Below are 21844 nucleotides of genomic sequence, written 5' to 3'. Positions count from 1 at the left end.
TCTCAGCCTCATTGATATAGAATCAGCGACAAAAAGCAGTTTGCACAGAAAATCATTATAATAGCGCTGACCACCGACCGTGTCGTCGCAAGACCGACACCCTCTGCACCGTTCGGTGCCTTAAGACCGCAGTAACAGCCGAGAACCGCAATAATAATGCCAAAAACAACGGACTTTATCAGACCGCCTGTAATATCATAGGCCTCCACAAACATCGTTATGGAGTGCCAGTACAGATACGAGCTTATTCCTGACCTGAATACGGCAACGAACCAGCCGCCGACGACACCTATAAAATCTCCGAAGATTGTAAGCACAGGAACCATGAACATACATGCCAGCATGCGTGGCACCACGAGGTAGCCCACAGGATTTGTCGCCATAACGCGCAGCGCGTCAATCTGCTCGGTTACCTTCATCGTACTGATTTCCGCGGTTATAGCTGCTCCGACACGGCCTGCCGCCACGACACCCACAAGTACAGGTCCAAGCTCACGTCCAACAGCTATGGTAATAACACCGCCAATGGTTGACTGCGCGCCAAACCGTATAAATTCGTGAGCAACCTGAAGCGTCATAACCATACCGGTAAAAAGAAGTGTCAGCCCGACAATCGGAAGAGTATCGACACCGAGGTGCGCCATCTGCGCGAACATGTGGTGTATACGCAGAGGCTTCTTCATCTGGCGCAGTGTCTCAACAAAAAGAAGCACTACTTCACCGATATATTGCAGCCACTTGATTACAGCGCTGCCTAATTTTTCCAGAAAGTGCTCCATACCGCGCCTGCTTCCTCCTATAGTCACCTTTTGATTTTAACACAAAAAGAAAAATAGTAAATACCTGTTTACTATTTTTTGTTTTTACATAATTACTATAACATAAAAACGAAAACAAAAATATAGAATTATTAAAAAACAAATAGAGCCCATGCGCATGCACAGGCTCTATTTATCAATCATCTTCTTCAATTACATGGGTGCGGTCTGCCGCAAAGAGCATGTAGACCTCTCCCTCATAAATTTTGCGTCCCGGATCAAAGATATCCGCAATCCATTCCTGACCTTTACGGTCCTGAACGAAATAACGCATCTTTTCTCCGAGGAACATGCTGCGGACGACTGTCACAGGCATGATATTATCTGTTGCGCTTGGAGACGGCTTTTCCGAAAGACGGATTGATTCCGGACGAATGGAAAGCGTATGCTCTCCCTTCGGGCATACAGCATCTGCCTGAAGAACAGTATCCTCATCATAGCCAACCAAAAGAGCATCGTCTCCGTTGACCTTTATGAGATTGGTCGTACCAATGAAGTCAGCCACAAACGGCGTACGCGGAGCAAAATAAATCTCATGAGGCTTTCCCTGCTGACGAAGGAAGCCCTTCTGCAGCACGATAACCGAATCGGACATGGAAAGCGCTTCCTGCTGGTCATGGGTAACGTAAATCGTCGTAAGCCCCATCTTCTGCTGGATGCTTCTAAGCTCAACACGCACCGACTCGCGAAGCTTCGCGTCGAGATTCGAGAGCGGCTCGTCGAGAAGAAGGACATCAGGCTGCATGACAAGAGCACGTGCAACCGCAACACGCTGCTGCTGACCGCCTGACATCTGATTCGGATAACGGTCCTCCATGCCGAGAAGCTGCATAAGCTCAAGAGCTTCCCCCACCTTTTTCTTCACAACGGAATCCTCTGTGTGGCGAACCCGAAGACCGTATGCAACATTTTCAAAGACAGTCATATGCGGAAAAAGCGCGTACTCCTGAAAAACCATAGCCGTATTACGGGCGTAGGGTGGAACACGCTCAATCTGGCGCCCTGCCAGATGAATCTCTCCGCTGTCCGGCTCGTAAAAGCCCGCAATCATTCGGAGAATAGTTGTTTTACCACAGCCCGAAGGCCCAAGCAGGGTAACAAAATCACCCTTCTGCACCTTGAAATTCACATCATGAATTACCTGGGTTGACCCGAAAAATTTATTGATGTGCTTAAGCTCCATCACTGTTTCACTCATCTATATCCAGCTCCTCACAAATCGAAGATATTGATCTGGTCTCTAAGCAATAGCTTCGCCAGACCGAAGGTCGCGAAAATCGTCAGCATCATGCCTACCGCCGTTGCGCTTGCAACCGTCAAAAAGCCCTGATTTGCAAGGCTCATGATATTTACAGACGCCAGATTCCACTCGGGCGAAATCAGGAAGATAACAGTAGACAGCGTATTCATTGACTTCATGAAGGAATACACGAGGCTGATGGATAGCGCGTTTTTGAGCATCGGGACAACAATTTTGAAAAAGGTCCTTGCACTGTCAGCACCAAGGTTTGTAGACGCCTGCTCCATTGACTTATCAATCTGCGACAGACCTGCAACTGCCTGGCGGTAGCCCACGGGAAGCTGTCTCAGTGTCATACCTATGATAATAATGGTAAGTGTTCCCGTAAGCTCCACAACACCGGAATTAAATGCCATGATGAGAGCAAGACCGATGAAGGTACCCGGAAGGGATACAGGGAGCATAGCAAGAAAATCCAGAACTGCACGCCCTGGGAAGCGGCGGCGGAGTGTAAGGAATGCCAAAAGGATGCCAAGAACCGTAGTGATTCCTGCTGTTGCGATTGAAGCAATCCAGCTGTTCTTCATTGATGCCGACTGGAGAACACCCTCTACGAAATAATCCATTGTAAAGGTATAGTCATAACCAAAGGTTCTTGTAAACGCGAACATGAACACAACGCCGATAATAAGAAGAATTGTCAGCGCGATAAAAAGGCACACGCCAAAAAGCATCCAGCGTACAGCAGGACTTACCGTTACGCGGTTAAGGCCCGATACAGGCTTTCCGGTGACAGTAACGTAGGAATTTTTTTCGAGATAATACCGCTGAACGAAGAATACCAGAAGCGTCGGCACAACCAGCACTACAGAAAGCACCGCGCCCATCGGGAGGTTCCACGCTCCCACAACCTGTGCATATGCTTCTGTAGCGAGAACATGATAATTCGCACCAACCAGCATAGGATTACCGAAATCCGCCAGACTGCTGATGCCTACAAGAAGAAATGCACTTGCAAGGCCCGGCGTAGCCAGCTTCAGCGTTACAGTGCGGAAAAGATAAAAACCACGAGCGCCGAGATTCTGAGCAGCCAGCTCAAGATTCGGGCTGATTGCTTTGAGTACGCCCGAAATCGTTATATACGCAAGAGGGAAAAACGCGATTGTCTGAACAACCCAAAGACCGAACCAGCCGTAAAGGTCGGTCTTAAGACCGAGAATATTCCACGTAATAAAGCCGCGCCGGCCGAAAAGCATGATAAAAGCAAGACCTGACACAACCGACGGAGCCATCGTTGGCAAAAGCGCAACGACCTGAAAAAATCTTTTACACGGCATCTCCGTGTAATTCATCGCATAGGCATACATAAAGCCCAGCACCATCGCAGAGGTTGTCGCCAAAAGCGAGGATGCCATGGTATGCCAAAAGGCCTCATAAAATTCCTTACCGGTAAAGGCTGCCGCCCAGTCAGATGCCGACGGCACGAGAATAATCTTAATAAACGGATAAATTATAAAGCAAGCAAAAAGCACGAACAAAATCCCGATTACCAAAAGAATCTGCGGTTCGCGCGTCAAAACCTTGAGTTCGGCCGCCCAGCCGCTCTTCTCGCGGCTCACGGACTCAGTCATATTACCACCCCATATTCAAAAAAACCGCCAAAGGAGCGCACCAAGCGTCCCTTCGGCGGTCTCCTTACCAATCCTTAAAGCAGCGATTAAAGAGCTGCAAACTTAGCAAGCAGTTCGTCCTTTACCTTTCCTGCCTGTGCGAAGTCATATTTATCGAAGAGCGGAAGCTCATTCAACGGTTTCAGACCTTCCGGTACAGCAGATTTCGGATTGCATGCAATACCATTTGTCGTCTTAACCAAAATGTCTCCTGCTTCCTTCGAAAGCATGAAGTCGATGAAAGCATCAGCTTCAGCACTGTGTGCGCCGCCCTTCAGCTTGGAAACACCGCAAAGGCTCCAGCCTGCATCCTTGAACACCGTGCGATGCAGCTTCTGGCCCTTGTTATTTACCAGAGTCTGGTCAGAGAGGAAGTTCACAGTGATAAGGAACTCACCTGCGCCGCATTTCTGTGCCGGTGTGAAGCCCGACGGAGTCAGCTGTGCAACAGAGCCCTTGAGCTGTTTGAGATATGCAAGAGCCTTCTCCTCGCCCATGCTCTGTACGAGCGAGCTTACGAAGGTATAACCCGTACCGGATTTAGCCGGATCCGGCATGATGATTTCGCCCTTATAGGCAGGATTAAGAAGGTCCTCAAGAGTCTCAGGCATCTTCAGGCCCTTATCCTTGAATTCCTTTTCGAAGCGCTGCTCGTTGACACCGATGGAAAGAGTCTCAACATATGTGCCCTTCCAGAAGCCTTCCTTATCACGGTATTTTTCCGGAAGATTTTCGTCGAATTTCGATTTGTACGGAGTCGTGATACCCTTCTGCTTCATAAGCTCATGAGCATCAACCGTGCCGCCAAGCCAGAGATCAGCCTTAGGAGCATCCTTCTCAGCCTGGAGACGGGCCACAGCCTCACCGGTCGGGAGACGGATAAACTTGACCTCGCAGCCTGTCTTCTCCTTGAACAGCTTGCTAAGTTCCTTTGCCGTATCCTCATGGAAAGAAACATACATAACAAGCTCCTTGCCCTTCAGCGACTGTGCATTGTTGTCAGCCTTCGGCTTGTCACCGCCGCCACCGCCGCATCCCAGTGCACCGACCAGGCAGGCACCCGTAAGGCATGCAGCAGCAACCTTTTTGAATTTCATTGTAAAATCCCCCTTTAGTTTATGTACTTAAACCTAAATTCATTATACCCATACACGCACTCCAAAACAAGAAAAATGTCTGATAACGAAAGAAATATTTATCATGTTCAGTCGAAATCCCTGTTTTTCCAATTACTCCATCACTTATTCATACCCGAAAAAAGCAGACAACCGTTGAATTTTTGGCTGCCTGCTTAATTTTCTTACGAAAGGGCTCTCAAAAGCTCCTCGTTGTCATCCTCATTCTCCGCGGCTGCGATCTGAATGCTGCCCGGCTTCGCGTTCTCAGGCATGCTCTGCATCCAGGCACGGAAATCAATGAGATCATTCAGCTTCAGAAGGTCATAGCGGAAGGAATATGCTCCGCTTAGAACATCCTCGTTGAACTCAATCAAATCTGCGTCCTTCGGACTGTGCCATAAGCCGACTGCCGTGCGTGTCTGATCTCCTGCCAGAAGAATATCAAGCACCGTCGGCGACTCAACAGTTCCAAAATCCTGATTGATTGCATAAAGTGTAATGAGCTCGTCGGCATGGAGTCTGTCCGCCTTTGTGTCTTTATCCTTTCCGTAGTTCAAAATCATCAGGCGATTGCCGCCGTCCACATCCTTGAGGTCCATATTTCCGTTTTTCGCCATAAGCTCCAGACGCTGACCTGCCTTAAGTTCACCCGTTGCGACGATGTCTCCGCTGCCGAGCTGAGCAATGTCTATCTCATGCCCAACACTGAGTTTGCCGAGGTTCACGTTTCCATTACCAATATGAAGAACTGCACCGTCCCCGTGTATTGCAGATTCATAAAGGTTCATGCTTCCCGTTCCTCTATGAATTGCCGTAAGACCTCCCGCGTCAATTGTATTTACGGTCATATCTCCGCCGCCTGCACTCAGGAAGGTTTCTCCTGTGCTGTTAAGGCTCTTGGCGTTAATGTTTCCACCGCCTGTAATGTCGATACTGCCTGCGATAATACTTCTGTCTGCGTTAATGGCTCCACTGACAGAGGAAACCACCGCACGTCCTGCAGCATTTATATCTCCAGTGACGTTTACAGCACCGCTTACCGTCGAAAGATTAACACTGCCATTGACAGCCTCAACATCTCCTGCATTTATCTCTCCGCTCCTCGTAGAAAGATTGACATTTCCATGGGACGATTCTGCAGTGCCTACGTTAAGCTCTCCGCTTCCGGTTGAAACGGATATATTTTTCCCGGCAGTGACCGTTTCGATATTCGCCGCGCCACGGTTAGTGTAAACAGACGCATTTTCTCCTGCCGTCGCAGATGTGAGATTGATTTCTCCGACGCCCGCCGCACGGAGCTTGGCATCTTCCCTGCCTGCCCTGAGCATAAGATTCTTTCCTGCGCTGACAGTCGTAACGCCAAGCTCAAGATTCTTTCCCGCATCAAGGGTAAGGTTTCCTGCCGCAGACTCAGCAACCGTCTTTCCGCCGTCCCTGAGGGTGATATCCTCTCCTGCCTTCGCGTAGAGATCGTTGACGTTCAGACTGCTTCCAATCTCCACGGACTTTCCTGCATAAAGATTTGCCGTATCTTTTGCCGTAACTTCTGCATTCAGCGTTATATTCCCGTCGGCTGACACATTCATGATATCGGCAGACGATTTGGAAAGCACTGCATCTCCTGCTGCTGACACATTCATAATATCAGCAGACGTTTCGGAAAGCACGGCGTTACCGACTGCATCCACGTGCATGGCTTTGGCAGAAGTACCCGAGATGGATGCATTTCCTCCTGCGTCTGCACGCAGAGTATCTGCCCCACTATTTGAAACGGTCACATCATTGCCGGCATTCGCCTGCAAAGTTTCCACAGCAGAAATATCTGAGAGCTTAACATCGCCTTCGGCCTCTGCCTTTATATTATTTGCAGATGTACCGCCGCTGACGGAGATATCCTTCTGTGCAGCCAAGCCTACCGCTTCAGCCGTAAGCTTACCTGTCACTTCAATGCTTCCTTTCAGCGATTTTATTCCTATGCTTCCGTTTTCAGCCGTAAGAGCTCCATTGACGGCAATATTTTCATTGGCCGCCAGCACCATATTTTTGTCACTGGTGAGGTCAGCATTTTCAGCGAGAGCTCCGCTGCTTGTAAAGGCAATTCCTCTGTCCGTCGTTTCCAGCTTTCCGTTGATGGTAAGGTCGCTCTTTGGCGCACAGTTCTGTACAGTGACATCAATACGCTTCGCTGTTTCTCCGCCTGTGACCTTAAGCGTGTCCGCACCGTTGCCGAAGGTGACATCAAGCCCGTTCTCCGCGTTGGATATTACACGGACATTTCCTTCTATGCCTTTTTCACTGTCGGCTGCACATACCGCTGCCTTTTCGAAGGTGTTGGCTATTGCGCCGATGTCTATGCTGCCTCCTGCTTCCGAGGCTTTGCCCGTCTGCAGCAGCAGCTTTGCATTTTTTCCGGTAGATATACGGGAGTTTCCTGTATCCTTCTGTGCTATTGTATTCTCCGCTTCAAGCCTGAGTGTCCCTTTTTCCTCTTTTATGCTTCCGTCGGTGAGATTCAGATTTTTTGCGGTAATAGATGAGTCACCGTTCAGACTGATATCTGCTTTCTTTTCACCCTTGGAAAGAACAATATCTCCTTCATCATTTGAGGCATGAAGCTCTTTACTCTGAATTTTGCCGAGGACAAGATTTCCGCCGCTGTTCCCCGTTCCTGCGGTATATGCGTTTCCTTCACTTGCAGCCGCATTTATGACAACACCATTATCCAAAATGCGTACGGCAGAATCATCCGAACCGATACTTCCGCTGCCCGAGGCCAGGGAAATCATATTTCCGGCATTGATATAACCTGCTCCGTCCTTCTCCATGAGGATATCCTTTTCAGCGGAGATTTCTATATCATTATCCGCCGCAAGCGCGCGAAGTGTAAGGTTTTCTCCTGCAGTCTGCGCAATATATATGGAATCGCCGCTGTTAGCTGAAAGTGTCCCCGCCACATTTACATCAACGGCATCAGCCTTGCTTCCAATACTTCCCTGCCCTGCATACATGGAGAGATCCTTAGCTGAGACAGTACCTGTAGAATCTATGCCGTTTCCTGCATAAAGCATGACGTTCTGTGAATCAGTGCCCATATCGCTGCTGAGGTGCATAGCTTTTCCTGCGGTAGTGGCGAGGTAAATATGACCCGCAGTATCCACGGTGATTTTTCCCATATTATTCGGATTACTCTCATCTACTTCGTAGGTGAGCGGCTGGCGATTGTCCAGCGTAATGCTCACGAGCTCGCCGTTTTCGTCGTAGTTTTTCGTCACTCCTCCGATATGAGCCTGGGAAAGCTCCTGCAGATGGTTCTTGATATCCGCTTTATTGATGACGGTTATTTCGCTGTCCGCTCCGATACCTTTGGCATGAAGAGTTACATTGCGGCCTTTGACGTTTGCAGTATCAAGAAGGCTTACACGCCCCGGGTCACTGTTGATTACGCTGCTCTTAATGGCATACAGGAGCTCATTTTTCGTCCAGCCGTATGCCTGTACAGCGTCGTCCCGTACAGCTTCGGAGTACGCTATAATAGCGTTCTGCTCTTCCGCCGTGTAGTCCTTCCCGTCGAAGAACTCCTTCTGTGCCTTCTCGTAGGCAGCCTTTGCTGCTTTTTTATCCGCATCCGCTGCCGCGCTGGAACGAAGCGTCTGAACATAAGCGCTGCGTGCGGAATTTACTGCATCGGAGTATTCCGCAGCCGCGGATTTATACCCGTCAACAGTACGGTTCTCCATCTTTCCCGTAAGCTGGCTGAAACGGATTTCGAGATTCTTCTTTGTAGATTCCTGAATTTCTCCGGAAATTTTTGCTTTGGAATCATCAGCATCCTCTGCCGAAATGAGTCCTGCATCAATCCATGACTGCACGCGTGAGGGTGTATTGGAGACACTCTCTGCATCCGAAGCGTCTACGATGTTTCCATTCGGAGCAAACAGCTCAACATCGCCGTTTCTGCTTTCAATGTGGTTAACGCGCATGTCGCCGCTGCTCTGCTCAAGATAGATTCCTTCCTGCGCCAAAGCGCTGACACCGGAATCTGCCGCATTGCCGCTTAGAGCCTTAGAGCCTGCATTTATACGGAGTGCGTTTTCCCTTGTTCCGATTGAACCGCGGTCACTTGTGAGATTTATAACCGCCGCCTGAAGCGGAGCAGTATGTGCCTCAGGATTATTCGCAAAAATGCTGTCTGCAGCGTGAATATTTATCTCAGAACCAAGTTCGTCTTTTGATACTCTGGCGTCTACAAGTGTTATATCTCCGTTCTTTGAATCAAGAGAGATTTTACCGTAAGTACTGCTGAGCGATATATTCGAAGCCAGACTGTTTCCGTCTGAATCCCGGGCAGCTTTCGCGGTCTGCGTCAAATCTACGCCTTTTGTTGCGCCTGCAATAAGGTTGTTTGTTATTATTGTGCCATTTCCGGATATATTTCCCATAGAACTGAGCAACGCATAATCGTCCTTGGTTGCGGATGTAATCGTTCCGTCAACTATGAGATTACCTCCTGCATTGACATCAATGGCAGGCTTTTCACGCCCGTTAACATCAGCCCTCAGGAAACCTACACTGACATCATTGTCCGCTTTTACGCTGTAGGTAGTTGACGATGCCGTTCCGTAGGTCTCTGACCATCTTGATGTGATTTCCTTATAAATCCAGCCCAAAGCGAATTTATCTACCTCATGAGTGACAGGGCTCGTTCCGATAAGATTTTCCGAATATGTGCCACTTATAACAAATTCTTTGCTGCCGTTGCTTCCCTCTTTCAGATAGCTGCTGGTATCCAATACATTTTCCGGATTATTCGTAGAGCTGGTAGTCTGTATTTTCTCTTTTTCTGAATCCGGCATATTTTTAGTCATTTCAGTAGGTGAATCATAATCAATGCAGCCTATCCATTCTGTGGTTACATACTCATACGTTTTAACAGTCTGGCCCGATACGCCTCCCGTCCACTGATATGTCAGATTTTTCTTGGGGCTGAAACGATACATATCAGTTCCTGAGAGATTTTCCCAGGCCCCTGCTGTCTTTCCAATATCGTAGCTCCTGCCTTTGACTCCGGCATCTCCCGTATTTGAATACTCAAACACCTTGTTCTGCAGAGTATCTGTGATATTGATGTATCCGCTGCGGCTGCTGTTCGTTATATTGTTCAGCACAAGATCGCGGTAACTTACGGCTGTAGTATCCACGTCTATCTTCGCCACGCCGGATGCGGCCAAAATACGTCCGTTCCCTGTGGAACCGACATTACCGTTTATGAATATCTGTCCGCCTGATGCTTTCACATCATCAACAATGAGCTTCTGCGTTGACGGATTGTAATAAACTCCAACATGATACTTGTAGCATTTTGCGCTCTCATCATAATAAGCGCCCCTGTCAGAAACAAGATACTTCGTACCTGACATCACATCACTGTCAGAAAGATTCACCTTGGATTTAGCCCATTCACTGTCCAGAGAAATAACCTTAGCCACAGAATCATCCGTCAGCTTTACCGAGTATGTATCGTAGCCGCTCTGAACAAGACCTCCGATATTAACCTCATGGCCGCTGATAAATATACCGTTGTTTGCAATAATTCCTGCGCTGGGGTCCGAAGCTTTTTCATTCACAGGAATATTCAGCCCACTGGAGGATTTAACCCAATTGACATAATCAGAATAAGTGCTGAACGCAGGTATTGCCTTACCCGCCCTAAGCCAGTTATCCAATGCCTTTTGAATATCCTCGGCATGGTCAAGCATATATTGAGCAATCGGGTCTGCTCCTATCATGACAATACCATTCGGATTCGATTGTGTAACCGAGCCGTTATCAGCTTTCATGTAGATATTAGTGCCGCTCACCGTTGCATTCTTATCTACATAGATGTTGTATCTGTCATTGGAGATAGTGACATCGCCTGCTTTATTTGTAACGTTACCGTATATACCGATATCCGGCTGATTCAGCGGGTCAGTAGGACCGCAGACATTGGAAATCGTGATTTCCCCGGAAGCCTCGCTGCCTATAGAAGTCTTAATTTTTTTACTGCCTGTTACTCCATTTGGAACATCGTTTCCTGACAGGGATTTTCCGTTAAAGGTCACATCACCGCCTGCGGTTTCAACCACAACATCGTTGACATAGAGATACGTCGGGCTGGAATTTGTAATCTTCACTTCAGGGCTGCCATTTGCGGTGATATTTCCCGTAACGGTCAGCTTGCCGCTCTCAATCTCTACGTTTCCGCCGGATACCGTCATACCGGGCACAACAACAGCTGCTGCCTCACGGCTCTTAGCCACAGCATAGCTGCTGCCATTTTTCACAGCAAAGCCTGCCTGCACCATGACCTCGCACAATGCATCCATCTCCGCTTTGTACGAATTATACTCCTCTGTTCCGGGAGTATATGTCTGAAGCATTTTAGAAAGCTCCGTATAACGGTCATAGTAGCCGTTCTCAATAGTGATAGTTCCTTTTTGGAAATCAATGCCGGTAAGCCAGTCAGAACCTTCCTTTACATTGACTTTGACTCCGCTCATATCAGCTTTATAGCCGGAAGACTCATTACCGCTTATCTTTACATCCCCTGTAATTTCAACATTTGCCTTGTTATGTGTTCCTGCAGTAACAGAGCCGTCTATGACTACGCTGTTGTTATACTCAGGCTTTCCAAGCCCCGAATCATCTCCGTTCATTTTTGTCGTTCCCTCGCTGTCGCAATCGGTGAACCAGCGATACTCTGTCGAGGACTGACTTATGCTGTCCTTTCCATTGTCAGCAGCGAGAGCAATATTTCCGATGCTCTGAACGGTAGAATTTTTGTCGATGGCGACACTGTTTGTATTTTTTACATTGCTGCTTATGGATGCCGAAGATGAAAACGGTAAGAATGTGCGGTTATAGGAGTCGCTGAGGATCTCCAACTCCGTTCCCGTCTTTCCTCCGTTGATATTTCTGTTTGCGTAAATACCCACATTCCCGCTGCTTGAAACGGCAGAGGAGTTAAGGCTTACTTCATTGCTGCGCGTGAGATTATTTGACGCGTCTGAAACCGCAACTCCCGCCACAACGCCCTCACTCTTGGCGATGGTGTCAGAGGCCAGGCGGATGTCATCATATGCTGCGAAATCGATTTCCCCTCCCGGTACACCCAGATTCGTATAGTTCCCTTGTTCTGCTGCTCCGGCTTTGTTTACAAGATTTGTTCTAAATTTGGAATTTGATGCCTTCACCACATTCCGTAAATCCGTATCCAGACTGCTGTCTGTGACAGATACCTCCAGTCCGCCTGCTCCCGCATCAAGGAAGTTCTTGCTGTCAATGCTTCCCTTTGCGGCCGCAGCTGCCTTTATGTCTCCGTCAGCAATAAGCTCCGCACCGGAGAAATTTACCTGATTGCTGTACTTGTGAGTCTGATCCATGGTGCCCGCATTTACGCCGCCTATTGCACCGAAGCCGCTTGCAAGAATATGCTCTGTGTTATCAGCCTGAACTCCTGCAGAATATTTTTGGGTTCCTGTCGTATCAACCTTTGCCGTATTTGTAACAGACGCATTTTCCGTCGTGGTATCTGTATATCCCGCACCGCTGCCATTTACAACAGAAGCTGCAGAGGCATCTGCCTTAAGCGTCAGATTTTCTTTGTTAACTGCCGATGCAAGTAAATCTCCGTCCACTGTCCAGCTGCCGGAAAGATTCGTTTTTGTATCCGCGGTGACATCATTTTTAAGCACAGCAGCACCCTCGGCAAGCATACCGCCTCCGAAGCTGGACGACCTTGAAGCGTTGGAAACCGATGAAGCTGCCGCTGCCGATACTTCTTTAAGTACCGAACCATTTTTTGCACCCTTCGCGTTAACCGCGGTATTCAGTACATCCTTCGTCTTCATGAAATTGTTGCTGAAGGAGGCCCAAAGACCCGCATCATAACCCTGAGCCGAAGAATCCTGCGTCAGAACATTATTCCCTTTGATATCAAGATCTGTCTTTGTCTCCTCCGCTCCGTAAGCAGCTTCCTCCACGTTTACCGTCACGTTGCTGTAGGCGTCGACGTGATTCACATCTGTGATAACATTTTCTCCCAGAGACCCGGCAATAGATTCAAGTATTGCTGTCTCGGAAACGTTCGCCTCCGCCAAAAGAGATATCTCAGGCGCGACAAAGCTGCTTCCGTTTTTAACATCAAGCTTCGTCTCAAGAGGCTTGTCTTCATCACCTATGCCAACATGAACGACTGAAAGACCGCCGCTGGCTCCGAGAGATGCATTCATCATGCCCGTCTTTGCCTCTGCCTTGGGCGCGTTCTTTGCCGTCACGAAAATGCCCTTTCCGTCCTTCCTTGCCTCGGCCCGTGTATTGCTGATGGAGATTTCCGTGTCTCCGCTCATGCCCGCATCTGCCACCTGAATCGCTCCGGTAACCATGGATGCATTGACTGCTCCGGCATGAATCGCAAGCTCCTCCTCATTACCGGATGAAAGCGAAATATTCCCTCCCGCGGTGTTCAACACGCTGTTTTCCACAGTCATGGTATTATTTGCCGAGGAATTGGCAACACCCACGGCTCCGTTCAGATTCATGGCTAACGTTGCCGAACCCATATAAAGATTCAGTTCAGATTTTCCGCTTGTTCCGTTTGCAAAAGTAATATCATTACCTGCCGTAATATTTGTACCGTTTGCTTTAATGCCCGTATTGCTTTCCGCATCAAGAACACCTACGCTGCCGCCGAAGTTTGCTCCGCTTAACGCCGCATTGACGCTTGTCTCCGTGAGATTCGTCACCGCGTCTGCCGTGACCTTTACTCCGTCGCCTGCGTTTATGCTGCTGCCCGAAACATCCGCGTAGACTCCGCCGGGCTGCTGCCCCGCATCCATACCGCGGCCTGCTTCGACCTTTGGAGCATCCGAAGTCCATCCGAAGGTATAATCCGAACTCATGCGGTTCCCTTCAATGGCCTCATTGGCGCTCTTGTACACAGCTCCGAGATCCACCCCTGCATCCGCTGTCTCGCCTTCGTCAGACTCATAGGAATATTTATCCGCAACCGCATGATTGACCGTGAGCACACCCACATTAAGACCGCCGGACACACCACCGTACAGCGTATTGCCCAGCATGAGGTCAGCCTTGCGTTCATCCTTTGCGGCTACTGTCACATCGCCACTGCTCTGCACCGTACTTCCCGTCACTGCAGCCTTTGCATTGGAACCGATAGTCGCCACCTGCACCCCTGCACCCAAAGCAACAGCACCGGCGCTTCCCGACCAGTTTTTCGGAGTGACCTTCGTCTGATTTTCCGCACTGACCGTAAGGTCTTTGATTTTATTATTTTCTTCACCCAGGGTGCTGTCTAACACCTGCGCGCTAACACTGCTGTCAAAATTGCCGACACTGACAGTACCGCTGACTGCTCCTGCTCCCGCGTTCACCGCAAACATCTGATAGCTGTCGTCGGTAAGATTTTTGGCGTCAACATTTACTGCTTTGCCCTTAATGCTGCTGTTCTTTATCCATGATTCTACCTTGCCCTTATCCTGAACAACATCAACCCCGAGCCCCACATTAGCACCAAGACCTGCAATACCGCCCATTATTCCGATTGTGTGAATGTAGGATTCACGGTTAGCAAGAACATCAACGTTATTACCGACAGTCATATCCGTAAAATCAGACAGCTCTGCCGTAGTATGTCCTTTAAGCATTGTGATATTATCCACATTGCTGACTCCGCCGCCAACTCCTGTAATTCCGATTCCGACGCTCGCATTTGCCGCGCCGTATTCTGCGTCAGCGTGAACTTTTGCGTTGTTCGCGTTCAGAACAGTTTTGTCATTTCCTGCAATCGTCCCCCTAAGCGCAGCCTCCGTGTTGCGGTTGATTGTAACAGTGGCACTGCCTAAACCAACGTTGCCTCCCACTGCTGCCATATTTGCAACACCGCCTGCGGTGAAATTATTGGCATAGTCCTTGGCAATAACATTTATATCTCCTGTGCCGGCATCAAAAACTGCTCCCTCCGCTTCTGTTACAGTGGAGCCTCCGATTGTACTGACGTTGACTGTTCCGTTAACAGCTCCGCCCACAGCAGCAAAGCCGGAATTTGCACTGTAGATATCAATCTTATTCGCAGCAGACGAAGAAAGAATTATGCCCCCGCCATAGGTATTTTCCACACGGTCCATATACACGCCCGGAACTATGGCATCTCCGCCCGAAGAATAATCCTTTATCAGCTGATTATCCTCAAGTGTATCATTGAGCTTTACCTCCGGGCCTCCCTTTGCCGAAATTTCCGTCTCTTTTCCCTCTACGATAACCTTAGTATCTCCCTGAATGTCGCTGACAGCGACGGAAAGCCCGACTGCTGCACCCTCTCCTGCACCGGCTGCCGTTCCTGCCATAACATCTATTGCGCGGTCGCTCTGCGCGGCAACAACCACGTTTGAATCGGATTTCACAGTTGTCCTGTCTGTAGTGTCTCCAAGCTGCGCAACGGTATCCCCTGTTTGTACGCTGACCGCCACAGAGCCCGTAATTCCTGCATTTCCCGCCGCTGCAACTCCAATACCGATATTCATTATTTTTTCCCTGGACGCCGCTTCTACATCAAGGTCTGTTACCTTATACACACCCAACGATACGGACGCAGATGTATCAGTGCCATCATAATTCACGGACACACCTGCACCCACAGACGCAGTACCGCTGCCTGCGATAACAATTGCATTATTATAAATGCTTCCGTCTGCCTCAGACTTTGCGGTCAGGGAGTCCTTTGCACTGTCCTTTGAGGCGTTCATATCAACATCAAGAACCTCTGTCCTGACATTGCGTGCCATAACAGAAGTAGCCGCTGCGCCCTGTACTGCCGCAGTTCCCGCGCCGCCGATGCCTGCCGCTGCTGTTCCGATTCTTTCCTTGTCCTCTGCGATGACAGAAACAGCGCCGTTATTCGTATTATTATTGACAATATCCGTATGGCGCAAAGCCGCCTTTATCTGCTGGTGCTTTTCATCCTCCTCCGTCTTATCGTCATCTGCGAACCAGCTTCCGATTTCATTGTATGCAACACCGCCGCCGACGGCTGCCGTGCCTGCGCCCGAAAGGCCTCCTGCCACAGCGACCTTTACACCTGTATCCTTAGCCGATACATCAATACTCTTTGCGTTGCTGATACTGCTGCGTTTACCACTGCTGCCTTCATCCACGATGGCAAGAACGTTATTTCTGCCCTGATTTACAGCAACAGCACCCTGCACTGCCGCGGTACTTCCACCGCCGACTCCTGCCGTCACGGAAACCACCGTGCCGCTGTCCTTTGCCGTAACCTCCAGAGGAGCTTCGGCATTTTCTTTAAAGTTCAGAGTCGTCCCTTTAAGGTATGCCTCAGTATTGTTGTTCAGGTGATTATAAGCAAGCGCAAGCCCTGCTGCGTTCTTTCCTGCGGAAATCTGTCCGGATATATTAACATCAACATCCTTTGTTTCCGCTGAAATTTGTACGCCATCGTTTCCTGTAACGTTAATATCCGCGTTCTCCACAGAAGCCGTAACGTCATTACTCGTCCACTGTATGCTTGCAGAGCCCGCGCCGCTGAAGGGACCTGCAGACACCGCAGCGCCCCCTGCAATATTTACGAGAACCGCATCGGATGATGCCTCGTTTTTCAGTGACTCCGCTGTGATTGTCCTATTCTTTTTATCTTTGATAACTGCACGCTTGTCGTTATCTATGGTCGACACTGCTGCCGCGCCCGCGCCGCCTACGCTCTTCTTTCCCGTGCTTATTACAGCATCCATTGCTGCTGTAAGAATAAGCGTACTGCTCTTATCATCTGTACTGATGGTAACGGAATTTTCTACTGTTGTGGCAGCATTATCCGAAACATTGTCACTGTATGTAACACCCACAGGGTCAAGGCCGTTATCCTGAATTACCTGGTCAAAATGCTTGCTGAGATTATTCGTATCAGCCGCCTGATTTGAAATGAGTCCGCCTTTTCCCACAGACAAATCAATAATTTCCGCAGAATCATTATTCTTTATAAAGGAGCCTGCAAGTGCTCCGTTGAAGTTTGCGCCCATTTCAGCGCCTACAGATGCGCTTACACCGATTGCAGTCGTAACCTGTGTAAGGTCTGTTGCCGCGAGGTTTGAAATATCCGCCTCCTGCTCATTATGCAATGTGACGGAGTCCATTTCTGCGGTTATGTCATTGGTAATATCCGCAATAGCTGCAGAGCCTCCTGCCCCGACACCCATTTTGCCGCCCATGAGGAACGTGGTATTCGCTCCGCCCGTAACCTGAGTATCGCTGTCAAAGGCATAGTTATTAAGCCCGGCCCTGCGGTCAGTCTTATCAGTTACCTCAATATCCGAAAGCTTCGCCGTAATATCAGCCTTCGTTACGTTTATCGATGCAGAGCCTGCAGCGTCAACTGCTGCCCCCTTCGAGCCTGCCTGCTCCTTGTTTACTGCCACGGCAAGTCCTGCCGCGACAAGGGCCCCGTCCTTCTGTGCGATATTCGTCAATGAATCAAGGCGGTTGAAGGTTGTGTCTTCTACCTTTGCATTGACCGTCTGTATTGCGGAGTTGATGGCCGCGGCGCCGGCCATTGCCACACTGTAGCTCTCAAGCCCCTCGTTTCCTGCCTTATAGTCTTCTCCCGGTGCCTCGGGTTTATCGTGGTCCGGCTGCTCCAGCAGGTCATGCTTCTCTGTATCTCTTGTATTCTCAGTTTCCTTGTTTGCTATCTCTCCTGCTTCATCTACTGCTTTTGTTGCTGCAGACTGCTTCCAGTTTACAGCCGCAGAGCCGCTCCAAGCCCCCACAAAAGCGGCGTCCTCCGCTTTTACGCGCACTGAAGCTCCCGCGTCAGCGCCTGTCGCCGTTACTTTCGCATTTTTAAGCGTTGCCTCGGTTTTTGTGTTAATGATATTTACCGACGCGCTTCCCGCTCCGGATAGATAAAGCTTCGGAGCTTTTGTATCCTGCTTTGCATTTGCTTTTCCTTCTTCGTTCTGCCGGGGATTTGTTATGTTGTCATTTTCATTGACTTCGTTTACATTTTCATTTGCATCATCCTGAACGTCACGAAGCTCAATATCGATTCTGTCCTCAATACCCTCTTCATCATTATTCCCATGAATAGTCTCATCATCCCCCAGAATTTCTCCTGCGTCCTTAGCTTTGCTGTCAGGTTCTTTTGTTGTGGTAAGCGCGCCTGCCAGAGTAATAGTGTTGATTACTCCGTCAGTAAGAGCGTTTATGTCCAGCGCTGAATCCGCCGCGCCTGAGTGGGATGTGCCGTCAATGCTCAGATTGCCCCTTACATGGACAATATTATCTATGTCATAGCATGACATTCCGTCAGCAGCACCCATAGAGACAGCCCCGCTGCTCCATGCTACGGCTCCGACGAGATTCGTACCGACAACATTCATATCTCCCTCGATATCAATGCCGCGTTTTTCCGTGTTGAAATCTGAAGTCTGGGAATGCGAGTCAAGTTTCGCCGTTTCGTCAATAGAAATATTATTTTTCGCCTCTCCTCCCATCCACGAGAAAAGCCCTTCAAAGCCTGCTTTGCCTGCATGACCCGCGCTGTAGGAAACATCCGTGGTGATGTTCTGATTGTCAGCCTTTATTGTGATTCCGCTGTATTCATCCGTCCTCGTTATCGGATTGTCATCATCATCTTTTTCCCCTGTATCAATGGTCTTGCGGCCATCCATGCCGGTGATTTCCGCATCAGCACCTATGTCAACGATGTTAGTTGTGGAATGTTCGGACACACCAAGAGAGCCGCCTACGGCGACTCCATTGGATTTATCCATCTGGATTATATTTTTGACATCAAAAGCTTCTCCGTTCTTTGCCTTTTTCACTGAATCAATAAGCCCCTCGGGACTTACTGTGACATTTGCCTTGCCATTCATAACGACATTCGTCTGTTTTGCCTCGGAATTAATCACCACAGGTCCGGCATTTGCCGTCAGCACCGCTCCGTTTCCTACACTAACCCTTGCATTGTTATCAAGAAGGTTCAGATTAAACGAGCCTGCCGCGGTTATCGAGCCCTCAGCAGCCGTGCCCACCGCGCTGGATGCCGCGAAATTCGCGTATTTTTCAGGAGTCAAAAACATGAGAACCTGATTCTCAAGGGATTTTACTATGGTTTTAGCTTCAGCCTGGTATCCCTGTGAGAGACTTGCCACACTCTGCTCTATGCCGGCCGCAAGAGAAAGAAGCGTCAAAGCCGCGCCGGTAAGAGTTGTAGGGTGTGATGAGACAGAGACCGTGTAATCCGCTACATCCAGTCCCGTACTCTTTTTTATTCCGCTTCTAAGATACTGTACCGCCTCTCCGAATTTTTGTACCTTATATTCGAGGTCGTCCTTTTTTTCCTGAGGAACATCGGGGTCATCCTTGACAGCATCAATGAATTTCCCAAAATCTCCATATATCTTCTCTATGTCACCCCAAAGGCCCGCAAGACGGTCGTATTCCTGTGTGCTCTGAGCGTTGATGACTATTCCGCCGGCACCCAGGGCTGTGATTTTCGCGTGCCTGTGCTCTGCATTGTTCCTGCTGTCTATATTCACACTTGCGTTATTGTCAACAAGCCCGATAAGAATAGCGCCGTCTGCAGAAATCATCGTTTCGTCCTTGGAATTTTTATTCTGCATGTTGCCTGTCGCGGACATGTGAAAATCCTGCAGGTCTTCTTTTGCGGTTAGGGAAACGGCTCCGCCGCTGATGTCTGCAGCACTGCCAACATTTACCTTCGCGTCAAAATCCTGCTCGCCCACAGCAATACTTACCCCGGCGGTAAGCAGCGAATCATAGCCTGTTTTTTCCTTCAGCATACGGGATAGCTTGCTCCCATTACCTGCTGTATCGTCAATTTTATTATCTATGTCATCAGCAATTTCAGCGACGTCGTCCAAAAGCGGCTTCAGCCGCTCCTCATCCACGATACCGTTTTTCTCCGCCTCACCTGACAACTCTTTTGTTTTTGTTTCCTCTGCTCCGTTCATGCCGTTTGCAGCAGTAACATTGTCACGGGCAGTCTGATTTGTAGCAGAGGCCGCTACCGCACCATTATTCGCTTCAACAGTTCCCTTAAGGTCAACCTTTGAATCGCTGTCAAAGGTCATTATACTGATGGCAGTACTTCCCAGTGCCTCGGGATTTGCCGTTACCGTTGCCGCCGCATCAATACTGTTCGCCGCGGCTGCCGCTGCAGTCACGTTTCCGTCACTGCTTTTGATTGAAGAACCTTTGCCAAAGGTCACATCAGCAGAATTTGTTCCGTCCGCGTAAACTATGGAAATATTTACCTTTGGTGCTGTACCGGTATTCGTTCCCTTTGAACCGTTCGCGTTTGACTTCGCAACAACAGCATCAGTGGATTTCGCCTTTGCGTTTATACTGCCGTCAGCTTCAATCTTACCGTCCACATTTACCGTCGCCTCGCTGTGAGCTCCACCATAAACAACCGCAGCTCCTGCAATGTGCGTCGTTTTTTTCCTGCCCGAACCTGCCGGTGGGATTGGCGTGTCCTTGCTGAGACTGCCCGGCGCAAGAACCGCCGTGTCTGCGCTGCTTGTGGCTGCCTGTACCACATTTGTAGTATCGCTTGTCGCCTCAAGATTCACTGCATTCTTTGCACCGTCAAATGCCGCATCTGCCTTCAGCTCCGCATCTGCGCCAACATTTATCTCCGCCTTTGATTCGAGATGACTGTATATAACATCCACGTTCAGGATGTCACTGGCACGCTTTACGATATTATAGCCCTTGCCCCAGTGTGCCAGATGGGTGATATCTCCTGTGATATCAGTGAGCTTGGCTGTATCGTTCAGGCTGTTATACTCATTGCTGGAGGTTGCTTTTACATCAATAGCATTTGTTGCATGAATTTTGCCGTTAAGGTCAATCGAAGCCTCTGTCTTAACAATGTTTCCCAGAGGATTCTCAACCGTTATGTCAAAGTTTTCATCCATATACCAGCCGATATCGGAGTTCTTGGCAGTCGCAGAGATTTTCACATCCCCCTTGCCGGTGCCGCCATTAGCGTTAATCCGCGTTCCCGAGTCCGCCGTCACCGTCGCCTTGCGTACATCCCAGAAATCCTCCGCGTGAGCGAAGGAACCTGTCGCGCCATCAGCCACTGCAGTAAGGACAATATCTCCGTTTCCTGCCTGTGTCGCCGTAAGGCTGCCGTTTCCAAACCCTGCAGCTGTTTTCTGCTCATCAGAAAGATTTACAAGAGTTGAAAAATCTACCACGCCTGTCTCTACGAGAGCATTCCCCTTAAGATTTATATTCGCCGACTGCATATGGATGCCATCCACGGCATTCAGTCTGCCTTCAACCTGAATAGTACCCTCAGGATTTATGCTGACCATTCCGTTTGCCATCCTGCTTCCCAAATCAAAATCCGCCTTCTCAAGCGCATCTCCCTTAAGTGAAGAATAATCCCCGGAAACAGGTGTTACCATGTTGATTGTTCCGGCATTGATTACGCCTGTTGAACCCACAGTAATTCCGTTGCTGCTGATGAAAAAGATATTTCCGCCAAGATTTCCGCCGCGTATGGCATTCACTGTACCATTGATATTTATATGGTCATTTACGAAGTTGTAAAGATTCGAAGCGTTACCGTTTTTATCCAGACCAAAATACATGTTGGCGATATCGCCCTGAGTAAGATCAAACTTGGAAAAAACGCTGACGGCATTATCGCCGTTCACCTTGTCTGCGAATATAGAGTAAACACCATCTGTTCCCGTTATGGGCGCAGCGCTGCCGTCCTTCTGAATTTCGCTGGCATAAACCGCCTGCAGCATAAAGGGCTGCATGAAAATGCCCGCCGCCGCAATTCCGCACGTAACGCGGCGCGCAAGCTCATGTGATTTCCCGTATCGCTGTATTTTTCTGAGATAACCCGACATGACGATCTATCCTTTCCTTACAACACAAAACCATTCT

The 21844-nt window shown here is 49.1% G+C and carries 5 protein-coding genes; all 5 read right to left on the bottom strand.

What is annotated here, in order from left to right; translation table 11 throughout:
• Positions 1-8 precede the first annotated feature (8 nt).
• Positions 9-779, bottom strand: coding sequence for an MlaE family ABC transporter permease (locus BUA83_RS00375; protein ID WP_072934212.1), 771 nt, complete (start codon positions 777-779; stop codon positions 9-11).
• A gap of 175 nt (positions 780-954) precedes the next feature.
• On the bottom strand, positions 955-2016 hold the full coding sequence (locus BUA83_RS00370; RefSeq protein ID WP_072934211.1) for an ABC transporter ATP-binding protein: 1062 nt from the start codon (positions 2014-2016) through the stop codon (positions 955-957).
• A 14-nt stretch (positions 2017-2030) separates the two neighbouring features.
• Positions 2031-3689: an ABC transporter permease gene (locus BUA83_RS00365; protein WP_072934210.1), complete on the bottom strand. Its 1659-nt coding sequence runs from the start codon at positions 3687-3689 to the stop codon at positions 2031-2033.
• A gap of 86 nt (positions 3690-3775) precedes the next feature.
• Positions 3776-4825: an ABC transporter substrate-binding protein gene (locus tag BUA83_RS00360; protein WP_094756375.1), complete on the bottom strand. Its 1050-nt coding sequence runs from the start codon at positions 4823-4825 to the stop codon at positions 3776-3778.
• Positions 4826-5028: 203 nt separating this feature from the next.
• Complete coding sequence (locus tag BUA83_RS00355) at positions 5029-21807, bottom strand: leukotoxin LktA family filamentous adhesin (protein ID WP_072934209.1); 16779 nt, start codon at positions 21805-21807, stop codon at positions 5029-5031.
• Between the last annotated feature and the right edge of the window lie 37 nt (positions 21808-21844).

The organism is Schwartzia succinivorans DSM 10502 (genome assembly GCF_900129225.1).
In the GTDB taxonomy this organism is placed as follows: domain Bacteria; phylum Bacillota; class Negativicutes; order Selenomonadales; family Selenomonadaceae; genus Schwartzia; species Schwartzia succinivorans.
Note: the sequence above shows the minus strand (reverse complement) of the source record. Positions and strands in the feature narration are given on the sequence as shown.

Coding starts and splice junctions, on each gene's coding strand:
- BUA83_RS00365 (WP_072934210.1), bottom strand. CDS start 3,689: ATGACTGAGTCCGTGAGCCGCGAGAAGAGCGGCTGGGCGGCCGAACTC.
- BUA83_RS00360 (WP_094756375.1), bottom strand. CDS start 4,825: ATGAAATTCAAAAAGGTTGCTGCTGCATGCCTTACGGGTGCCTGCCTG.
- BUA83_RS00370 (WP_072934211.1), bottom strand. CDS start 2,016: ATGAGTGAAACAGTGATGGAGCTTAAGCACATCAATAAATTTTTCGGG.
- BUA83_RS00375 (WP_072934212.1), bottom strand. CDS start 779: ATGGAGCACTTTCTGGAAAAATTAGGCAGCGCTGTAATCAAGTGGCTG.
- BUA83_RS00355 (WP_072934209.1), bottom strand. CDS start 21,807: ATGTCGGGTTATCTCAGAAAAATACAGCGATACGGGAAATCACATGAG.